Genomic DNA, 9265 nt, shown 5'->3' on the forward strand with positions numbered 1-9265 from the left:
GTCCTGTTTCGGGGGCTTTCTGGCTGGACCGCGTCTCCGTAAAGTGCGGCGCGCGCGAGCCTGGACGAGTGCGCGGGGTCGAGATTAGCGGTTTCTTGGGCGGCGCGCATCTGCGCAAAAATGGGCGCTTTTCGTTGTGGGGCCGAGGTTTGGCGCTGTTCGCCACAGCTGGGACGAGTTCGGGATCGAAGCTCGCTGATCGGCGCAGATGACGACGTCAAAGTAATGGGCTATTACTGCCGGGAATGGGCCGTAGGTCGGGGACTTGCGGCGTGCGCGCCACGAAACTCGCTTCCGGGCGAGTTCCGCTCATGGGCGACGACGAACGCGCGCAACGATCACCGTCCAAAACAAAAAGGCCTGCTGGAAACAGCAGGCCTTGCACTCACCCAAACCGGTTCTACCCGCGTGTCACTCGCGGCTCGCGATCGCACGCCGCCCATCGGTATCGGCCGCCGGCGCAGCGCCGCTCGCATCCGCCGTCTGTGAACCCTGGTTGCCCCACACGACAGCGTTATCGACCGCATACAGGTGGCACGGATCGGAACTCTGCTTGTCGCAATTGGCGATGGCCACGGACATCGGATCGTCGCCGCCCTCGGCCCACGACCACGCGCCCGAATCCGATACCGCGAACGCGCGGCTCGGATACTGATGCAGGAAGTTGCGATAGCCGTTGCGGCCCGCCTCGTCGACGTAGGGCACCGCATCGATCGCGTCGAGCGAAGCGAAGCCGGTAGCCTTCGGCGCGGCCGGATCGTCGACGTGATACTGCACGGCCGTCGGCATCCCGGCGCGCGCGAGGAACGATTCGACGGCTGGCCACCACACATGCACGCCATCGCGGTCGCCCACCAGCCGGTGCGCGTCGTTCTTGTAGGTGCCGAAATCGATCATCTTCGCGCTTGCGCCGTGTGCGTCGTACGCGGCGTACATGTTGGCCACGAGCTGCGCATTCCACACCGAATCGTTATCGCCGTACAGCCACAGCGACGGCACTTTGGTCTTCTCGCCATACGCGCCGAATGCGCGCGTCAGATTGCCTTGCCAGTCCTCGCAGGCGTCCTGCCGCAGACCGCCCGAGAAATTGATCAGCGCGCGCACGCCGGGCGCCGCTTCGGTGCCGTACGCGATCGTCGCGAGACCGCCGTGCGAGGTGCCGGCCACCGCGATATGTGTCGCGTCCACGTAGGGTTGCTTCGACATGTAATCGATCGTCGCGGCGACGTCGCTGGCCTGGCCGAGTCCATTCGCTTCGACGTCGCAGCCGTCCTGCTCGTACACGCCGTCCGAATGGCCGAAGCCCTGGCGGTTCGGCGCGACCACGACATAGCCGCGGCGCACGAATTCGCGTGCGAACGGCAGCGGGTCGCTGCGTTCCTGCGTGCGCGGGTCGCCTGCAATCTTGCCGTGGTTGAACACGATCATCGGGAACGGGCCCGGGCCTTCCGGCTTGTAGATCGTCGTTTCGAGCGTGATCTTGCCGTCGGCGTCGACCGGCACGCGAATGATCCGTTCGTTCAGATGAGCGGTGGGCAGATACAGGTCGTCGTCGAGCGCGATGCGCGGCACGCTTGCGCGCGACAGCGGCCCTGCCTGGGTGTCGTTGAGCGGCGTGGCGCCGGCAGCGGCGGTACGCGTGGCGGAGGGCTGCGCGGCGAGCGGATCGGCGTGCGCGATCGCGACGGCGCAAGTGGCCGCGGCGCAGATCGCCGCACACTTCGTCAGAATCTTGCTCAACCCCATTGACGCACCTGCCTTAAAGACCTGTCCCGGACTCCGTGCGCTCCGTCTGTCGAAAGTCGCTGCTGACATGCTGCTTACGCTTGCGTTTTCGACACACAAACTCACTCGCATGCGTGGTGCGCGAAGCGCACGCACGCCAATCGAGATCGCACGGGATGAACCCAACGGCCGACGCGACCCCACGCGCCGATGATGAACGTCACCTGATGCGCTCTCGAACCGCCGCGGCTCGCGCTCATTGGAGCAGCCGGCACGGCTTCCTGTCGCATCGTGCGCAGCGGCTAACGCTCGCTGTCGCAACGTGACGTCATTGGAACAACGAGGTCATCCTGGCACGCCAATTTTGTTTTGAGCAATAAAGGAGAACCCGCGCCGCAAAAATTGCCGCGTCGCTCCCGCGGCTCCGCGGCCTTGTGTGGCCGGGCTCGGCGACGCATGGCCACGGGCCGCTGACAAATGGCGTTTCGGTGCTGTGGCGCGATGCCGACAAACAAAAGGCCCTCGACGAGGGCCTCGAACGATGCGGCGTGAAGCGCGCTGTCAGGTCTTGAAAGACAGTGGAAAGCTTCGTTGCATGGTGATGCAGTGGCTGCGGGACTCGCGCGTATGGATGGACTACTCGCTGATCTCACCATCCACATAGCGCCAGCGTCCGTCTTCGCCTCGCGCGAAGCGGCTCAATTCGTGCAGCCGATGCGCGCGTCCGCCCACCTTATAGCGCGCGATAAATTCGACGCTCGCATGACCGGCATCGCTTTGCGCGAACGATTTGATCTGCAATCCGAGCCAGCGCGGCGCGCCCGGTGCGGCGGGGTCAGCGTCGAGATCGGCGGGGCAGGTGCGCGCATCCCACGTCGCGCGCAGGTAGTCGGTGGCGCCGAGCACGTAGGCGCTATAGCGCGAGCGCATCAATTCGAGCGCGCGCGGCGCCGCTTCGCCGCCGTCGATATAACGGCCGCAGCATTGCGCGAAGCGCGGCGCCCGGGCGGCGGCGCCGCTGCGCGCGTCGGGCGTGGCGCCGCCGCACGGACAGTCGGTGGGTCGTGGCCGGGACAACCAAGGCTGGGTCATCGAAATTTCAGTTCAGCGCGCGAGCGATCAGGATCTTCTGGATGTCGCTCGTGCCTTCGTAGATTTGGCATACGCGCACGTCGCGGTAGATCCGTTCGACCGGGAAGTCGCTCAGATAACCGTAGCCGCCGTGAATCTGCAATGCCGCCGAACAGATGCGCTCGGCCGCTTCGGACGCGAACAGTTTCGCCATCGCCGCTTCGGTCAGGCACGGCTGGCCCGCATCCTTTAACGCCGCCGCATGCCAGATCAACTGACGTGCGGCTTCGAGCTGCGTTGCCATGTCGGCGAGACGAAACTGCACCGCCTGGTGCGAGAAGAGCGGCGCGCCGAAGCTCTCGCGTTCCTTCGCATAGGCGAGCGCGGCCTCGAACGCGGCGCGCGCCATGCCGACGCTTTGCGCGGCGATACCGATGCGTCCGCCTTCGAGCCCGGACAGCGCGATCCGGTAGCCTTCGCCTTCAGCGCCGATCAGGTTCGCAGCCGGCACCCGGCAATCATCGAACACGATCTGCGCGGTATCCGACGAATGCTGGCCGAGCTTGTCCTCGACGCGCGCGACCACATAGCCTGCCGTGGTGGTCGGCACGATGAACGCGCTGATGCCGCGCTTGCCCGCAGCCTTGTCGGTGACGGCCATCACAATCGCGACATCGCCATTCTTGCCGCTCGTAATGAACTGCTTGACGCCGTTCAGCACATAGGTGTCGCCGTCGCGCGTCGCGGTGGTGCGCAGCGCCGACGCATCGGAGCCGGCCTGCGGTTCGGTCAGGCAGAACGCGCCGAGCATCTCGCCGCGCGCGAGTGGCGTGAGCCAGTCGCGTTTCTGCGCGTCGTTGCCATAGCTGAGCAGAATGCTGCATACCGGGCAGTTGTTGACCGAGATCGCGGTCGAGGTGCCGCCGTCGCCGGCCGCGATTTCCTCGAGAATCAATGCGAGCGCCAGCGCGTCCATACCGGCGCCGCCATACGCTTCGGGCACCAGCACGCCGTAAGCGCCGAGTTCGGCGAGCTGGCGATGCACGTCGCGCGGAAAGGCGCGTTCTCGGTCCCAGGCGGCCGCATGCGGCGTGATTGCTTCGCGCACGAAGGTGCGCAGCGCGTCGCGCACCATCAGGTGGTCCTGATCAAGCACCATGAGCGTGTGTCCTCCTCACCAGTCGAGTTCTGTCCCATCGTATTGAAAGAAACGGCCGTGAAAAGCAGCGCGCGATGCCGCCGCCTGCGCGAGCAACTCTCGCATACCGGTGACGCTGCGCGCGGGATCGATTGCCGCCTGCGCGCCGCCCATATCGGTGCGCACCCAACCCGGATGCAGCGACACACAGGTCGCGCGCTGCGCGTCGAGCGACGCGAGCTTCAGCACGTCGTTCAGCGCAGCCTTGCTCACGCGATATAGCCAGCCGCTCGTGCCATTCGCATCGGCGATGCTGCCCATGCGGCTCGAGATCACCGCCAGCACGCCACTTGCTTCCTCGACGAGCGGCAGCACGATCGGCAGCAACTGCATCGGGCCGCGCACGTTCGTGTGCATCACGTGATCGAAGTCCTCCGCGGTGATCGTTTGGATGCCGGCGGTGCGCGGGCCGAACACGCCGGATACGAGAATGGCCGCATCGAGCCGTTCGCCGTCGAGCTTCGCGCTGAGCGCGGCAATCTCGTCGGGGGCGGTCAGGTCGAGCGCGAAAGTCTGCGCGCCCACTTCGGCAAGCGCGTCGAGCGCGGCGCCGTCGCGCGCGGTCGCGAGCACGCGCCAGCCGCTCTTTCTGTATTGCCGCACGAATTCCTGGCCGATGCCGCGCGACGCACCGACGATCAACACTGTTTTCATCGCATGCCTTCCTTGATTCGTTGACCGCGTGCGCGGCTTTCGCCGCATCGCGTGTCAGAGTAGTTCGACACCCATCGCCGTCGCTTCGCCGCCGCCGATGCACAGCGTTGCGACGCCGCGTTTGAGCCCGCGGTTTCTCAGCGCGCCGATCAGCGTGACGAGAATCCGCGCGCCCGATGCGCCGATCGGATGGCCGAGCGCGCACGCGCCGCCATTCACGTTGACCTTCTCGTGCGGCAAGCCGTGCTCTTTCATTGCGGCCATCGTGACGACCGCGAACGCTTCGTTGATCTCGTACAGATCGACGTCGCCGGCACGCCAGCCGTTTTTGTCGAACAGCTTGCGGATCGCGCCGACCGGCGCGGTCGTGAACTTAGCGGGCTCCTGCGCGAACGTCGAATGGCCGACGACGCGCGCGAGCGGCGTCACGCCGAGGCGTTTCGCGGTCGACTCGCGCATCATCACGAGCGCGGCGGCGCCGTCCGAAATCGACGACGAATTCGCCGCCGTCACGGTGCCGGTCTTACTGAACGCGGGCTTGAGCGTCGGAATCTTTTCCAGGTTGGCCTTGAACGGCTGCTCGTCGTGCGTGATCGTCACATCGCCCTTGCGGCCCGCCACTTTGACCGGCGCGATTTCCCAGTCGAACGAACCGTCTTCGTTCGCGCGCTTCGCGCGGTTCAACGATTCGACCGCGAACGCGTCCTGCGCGTTGCGCGTGAAGTCAAACGACGCCGCGCATTCCTCGGCGAACGTGCCCATCAGGCGGCCCTTTTCGTACGCGTCTTCGAGGCCGTCGTAGAACATATGGTCGAGCACCTGGCCGTGACCCATGCGCATGCCGCCGCGCGCCTTCGGCAGCAGATACGGCGCGTTCGTCATGCTTTCCATGCCGCCCGCGACGACGACGTCGAGCGAACCGGCCAGCAGCATGTCGTGCGCGAACATCGCCGCGCGCATGCCGGAGCCGCACATCTTGTTGACCGTCGTGCAGCCGGTGGCAAGCGGCAGCCCCGCGCCGAGCGCGGCCTGACGGGCGGGCGCCTGGCCAAGGCCGGCGGGCAGCACGCAGCCGATCACCGCCTCGTCGACCTGCTCGGGCTTCAGGCCCGCGCGCTGCACGGCGGCTTCGATCGCGACCGCGCCGAGCTGCGGCGCGGTCAGCGACGCGAAATCGCCCTGGAAGGCCGCCATCGGCGTGCGCGCGACACCGACGATAACGACCGGATCCGCCTGGGTCGCGCTGAAGTTTGCATCACTCATGTTTGAGCTCCTTGATCACACCTTCGACAACCGCCTTCACGCCGCCCAACCGGGCGGCATCGGCGGCGACCATATCGTTGTCCGCATTGCTCGCGCGCCTGGCCGATACGCCCGCCACGCACGCGTTGTACGTCGGTTCGAGCGCGGCCGCGCTATCGATCCGCATGCCCAGATCACGCAACCGGCCGTCGTGCACGCCGTAGGCCCAGCCGTGCACGGTCAGCTGTTGGCCGCGTGCCCATGCGTCTTCGACGATCGTCGTGCTGCACACATTGACGACCTGTTCGATCGTGTTCAGTTCGACCAGCCGATGATGGCGCGCTTCGCCGATCGGCCACTCGTCCAGCAGTGCCGCGTGCTTCGCGCGCACGTCCTGCACATGCGCGAGCCAGTTGTCGGCAAGACCGACGCGGCGGCCGAGCAGCGCGGCGCCGACGCCCGAGCAGCCGTAGTGGCCGACCACCATGATGTGCTTGACCTTCAGCAGGTCGACCGCGAATTGAAGTACCGACAGGCAGTTCAGATCGGTATGCACGACTACGTTCGCGATATTGCGATGCACGAACACCTCGCCGGGCGGCAGGCCGATGATCTGGTTGGCCGGCACGCGCGAATCCGAGCAACCGATCCACAGATACTCGGGCGTTTGCTGATGCGCGAGACGCGAGAAGTATTCGGGGTCTTCGGCCAGCATGCGCTGCACCCACGCGTCGTTGTTGTCGAACAGATGCGCGAGCGGATGATCGGCGGGGACAGGCTTCGTGTTCATGGTGCCTCTGAAAATGTAGCTCGGCTAACAGACCGGCCGGGCCGTTATATCGGGGCCGGGCGGCGCGCTCCGGCGCTGCTTGCGCGCGTGTTCATACGAGCCGCGCGGCGGGCTCGCCGGCCTGCGCAGTGGTTGCGGGAAGTAGTTCATCACGGCGCGAACTCCGGGAACGCGGCGGAATTCAGGCGCGCTTTGCAGCGTGCCTGCCGCTTTCGAGCAGCGCGCGTGCTTGCGCTTCGTACTGCGCGAGGTCTTCGAGCGTCGCGTTCAGATCTTCGCGCTGACGTTCTAGCACCTCGCGATGACGCGCGACGGTATCGAGGAACGCGTGCAGTTGCGACACCGTATCGGTCGGCGATTCATAGACGTCGAGCAGATCGCGGATTTCCGACAGCGTGAAACCGAGCCGTTTGCCGCGCAGCGTGAGCTTTAGCCGCGTGCGGTCGCGGGCCGAATAGACGCGTCGCAAGCCGCTCGACCCCTCGCGGCTCGGCGAGAGTAAACCCTGGTCTTCGTAGAAGCGGATCGCGCGTGGCGTGACGTCGAATTCGCGTGCGAGCTCGGTGATCGTATATTGCGTGTTCATCGGGATATTCCGTGGCCGGGCACAAAACCCGAAATGGACGATAGAATCGACGTTTACGTTATCGTCAACTTGAGCGGAAAGCAACCACCACCAGGCCGACCGGCATCGCACACCTCGCCATGCCGGCGGTCGCCGGAGAAGAAAGGCCATGAACGCACTCGAACATCAACTCGAATATCCCTTCAACGACGCGCTGCCCGAACCCGGCCGCACGATGGAAGTCGCGCCCGGCGTGCTGTGGCTGCGCATGCCGCTGCCGTTCGCGCTCGACCACATCAACCTGTGGCTGCTGCGCGATGAGATCGACGGACAGCAGGGCTGGACCGCGGTCGATTGCGGGATCGCGTCGGACACCATCAGGCAGAACTGGGAGAACGTGTTCGACACGGTGCTCGACGGGCTGCCGGTGCTGCGTGTGATCGTCACGCATTGCCATCCGGATCACATCGGCCTTGCGCAATGGGTGTGCGGCGGCGGCGATAAAAAGCGCTGGGACGCGCGCCTGTGGATGACGCTCGGCGAATACATGCAGGCGCGCGTGATGGCCACCGGCGACGGCTCGAATGCGGGCGGCGAGGCGGCGGCGCGGCACTTCGGACTGCACGGGCTGAACGGCGAATCGCTCGATAAATTGCGCAACCGCGAGAGCTATTACACGACGCTCGTGCCGGCGATCCCGCGGCAGTACCGGCGTCTGCGTGAAGCGGAAGAGGTGAAGATCGGCGGCAGAACGTGGCGTGTCGTGACGGGCTTCGGCCATTCGCCGGAGCACTGCGCGCTGTATTGCGAAGAGAGCGGCACGCTGATATCCGGCGACATGGTGCTGCCGCGCATTTCGACCAACGTATCGGTATTCGATATCGAACCGGAAGGCTCGCCGCTCGAGCTATATCTGGAGTCGCTCGGCCGCTACGAGACGATGCCCGAGGACACGCTCGCGCTGCCCTCGCACGGCAAGCCGTTTCGTGGCGTGCGCACGCGAATCCGCCAGTTGCGCGAGCATCATGATGCGCGCCTGGCCGAAGTGCGCGACGCGTGCGCGGAAAAGCCGCGCAGCGCCGCCGATATCGTGCCGCTGATGTTCAAGCGCCAGCTCGATATCCATCAAATGACGTTCGCGATGGGTGAGGCGCTTGCGCATTTGCATCTGCTGTGGCGCAAGGGCGAACTGAAGCGCATGCTGGATGAGGATGGGGTGATTCGCTTCGCGTCGGTTTGAGCGCGGCTGTTTGATCCAGCTCCGGTTCGATACGCCGATAGAACAGCCCGGTGCTGGATTTGTGTGCGCTTTTAAAAATCAGCATGGTTCGCTGCTGGAGCAATAGCGCGGGCCATCAGGTCTGCGCTACGTGAACGCACTGAGCGGCGCAACGATGCTCGGCGTGCTCATGCGAACTACTTCAGGGGCAACTCGGAGGCCGCGTTGGCTAGTTGCTCGGCTCGCCTGTTGTTGAGTTCCGCAACGCAAGCCAAACGGCGTATCTCACGCGCATCGCCGGCTGCGCCACCACTTAGCGACGCTGAGAATTCACACTGAGTCGCGCGGTACTCGGCGAACTTTTTGTTTGATGCGACCAGCTTTGCGTTGGCCTGGCGGATGTACCTGTTGTCTTCATCCCATTTGGATAGGGTGCCGACCATCTTCTGCTCGGCTTGGCTGAGGACCTTTTGACTGTTCTCGACCTTCTCCTCAAGACAGTCTCGAATTCCCGCTTGTGAGAATGCGCTGCATTCGTTCCGCAAAGCCTGCTCGCCCGTAGTGGGAGCAGTCGAGGCGGCGAGAACGATCGCTGGCCAACAGACTGAAACGCCGAAACAGATCCGCCTTATTGTGAGCATAGAGCGGCCTTTCCTTCGCGCACCAACGATAAAGCGTAATCAAGCTTTTTGGCGTAGTTGGGATCGCCTCCCCCGTTATAGCGCTGGGCGATCGACGTCGTGGAGATGTGTCGCCAGCTTGCAATAACTTTTTGAACTGAAGCTTTGCGGTATTTCAATG

At 64.9% G+C, this 9265-nt stretch carries 9 protein-coding genes; 1 reads left to right on the top strand and 8 read right to left on the bottom strand.

The features are described from left to right. Positions 1 to 411 precede the first annotated feature (411 nt). The 7 genes from VGH68_RS04845 to VGH68_RS04875 all read right to left on the bottom strand — a co-directional run bounded on the left by VGH68_RS04845 (position 412) and on the right by VGH68_RS04875 (position 7266). Entirely contained in the window at positions 412 to 1746 is a 1335-nt protein-coding gene (locus tag VGH68_RS04845) for a dienelactone hydrolase family protein (RefSeq protein ID WP_331602375.1), read from the bottom strand. 615 nt (positions 1747 to 2361) lie between these two features. Further along, complete coding sequence (locus tag VGH68_RS04850) at positions 2362 to 2817, bottom strand: YchJ family protein (RefSeq protein ID WP_331602376.1); 456 nt, start codon at positions 2815 to 2817, stop codon at positions 2362 to 2364. A 7-nt stretch (positions 2818 to 2824) separates the two neighbouring features. Then, complete coding sequence (locus tag VGH68_RS04855) at positions 2825 to 3955, bottom strand: acyl-CoA dehydrogenase family protein (RefSeq protein ID WP_331602377.1); 1131 nt, start codon at positions 3953 to 3955, stop codon at positions 2825 to 2827. A gap of 15 nt (positions 3956 to 3970) precedes the next feature. Continuing rightward, on the bottom strand, positions 3971 to 4648 hold the full coding sequence (locus VGH68_RS04860) for an SDR family oxidoreductase (RefSeq protein ID WP_331602378.1): 678 nt from the start codon (positions 4646 to 4648) through the stop codon (positions 3971 to 3973). Positions 4649 to 4702: 54 nt separating this feature from the next. Then, the gene (locus VGH68_RS04865) at positions 4703 to 5911 is read right to left on the bottom strand and encodes an acetyl-CoA C-acetyltransferase (RefSeq protein WP_331602379.1); all 1209 of its coding nucleotides are present in this window, start codon (positions 5909 to 5911) and stop codon (positions 4703 to 4705) included. Beyond that, positions 5904 to 6680, bottom strand: coding sequence for a carbonate dehydratase (gene can, locus VGH68_RS04870; protein WP_331602380.1), 777 nt, complete (start codon positions 6678 to 6680; stop codon positions 5904 to 5906). The genes VGH68_RS04865 and can overlap by 8 nt, the downstream gene beginning before the upstream one ends. A 181-nt stretch (positions 6681 to 6861) precedes the next feature. Continuing rightward, positions 6862 to 7266: a MerR family DNA-binding transcriptional regulator gene (locus tag VGH68_RS04875; RefSeq protein WP_331602381.1), complete on the bottom strand. Its 405-nt coding sequence runs from the start codon at positions 7264 to 7266 to the stop codon at positions 6862 to 6864. A 148-nt stretch (positions 7267 to 7414) separates the two neighbouring features. Here VGH68_RS04875 and VGH68_RS04880 point away from each other — a divergent pair, with 148 nt between their 5' ends. Then, the gene (locus VGH68_RS04880; protein ID WP_331602382.1) at positions 7415 to 8485 is read left to right on the top strand and encodes an MBL fold metallo-hydrolase; all 1071 of its coding nucleotides are present in this window, start codon (positions 7415 to 7417) and stop codon (positions 8483 to 8485) included. 176 nt (positions 8486 to 8661) lie between these two features. Here VGH68_RS04880 and VGH68_RS04885 read toward each other — a convergent pair whose 3' ends face one another. Then, positions 8662 to 9105, bottom strand: coding sequence for a lysozyme inhibitor LprI family protein (locus tag VGH68_RS04885; RefSeq protein ID WP_331602383.1), 444 nt, complete (start codon positions 9103 to 9105; stop codon positions 8662 to 8664). Between the last annotated feature and the right edge of the window lie 160 nt (positions 9106 to 9265).

The organism is Paraburkholderia sp., from assembly GCF_036488505.1.
Taxonomy (GTDB): Bacteria; Pseudomonadota; Gammaproteobacteria; order Burkholderiales; family Burkholderiaceae; genus Paraburkholderia.

What these genes read in the sequence shown, in the direction of transcription:
- VGH68_RS04845 (WP_331602375.1), bottom strand. Translation starts at nt 1,746, where the DNA reads ATGGGGTTGAGCAAGATTCTGACGAAGTGTGCGGCGATCTGCGCCGCG.
- VGH68_RS04850 (WP_331602376.1), bottom strand. Translation starts at nt 2,817, where the DNA reads ATGACCCAGCCTTGGTTGTCCCGGCCACGACCCACCGACTGTCCGTGC.
- VGH68_RS04855 (WP_331602377.1), bottom strand. Translation starts at nt 3,955, where the DNA reads ATGGTGCTTGATCAGGACCACCTGATGGTGCGCGACGCGCTGCGCACC.
- VGH68_RS04860 (WP_331602378.1), bottom strand. Translation starts at nt 4,648, where the DNA reads ATGAAAACAGTGTTGATCGTCGGTGCGTCGCGCGGCATCGGCCAGGAA.
- VGH68_RS04865 (WP_331602379.1), bottom strand. Translation starts at nt 5,911, where the DNA reads ATGAGTGATGCAAACTTCAGCGCGACCCAGGCGGATCCGGTCGTTATC.
- can (WP_331602380.1), bottom strand. Translation starts at nt 6,680, where the DNA reads ATGAACACGAAGCCTGTCCCCGCCGATCATCCGCTCGCGCATCTGTTC.
- VGH68_RS04875 (WP_331602381.1), bottom strand. Translation starts at nt 7,266, where the DNA reads ATGAACACGCAATATACGATCACCGAGCTCGCACGCGAATTCGACGTC.
- VGH68_RS04880 (WP_331602382.1), top strand. Translation starts at nt 7,415, where the DNA reads ATGAACGCACTCGAACATCAACTCGAATATCCCTTCAACGACGCGCTG.
- VGH68_RS04885 (WP_331602383.1), bottom strand. Translation starts at nt 9,105, where the DNA reads ATGCTCACAATAAGGCGGATCTGTTTCGGCGTTTCAGTCTGTTGGCCA.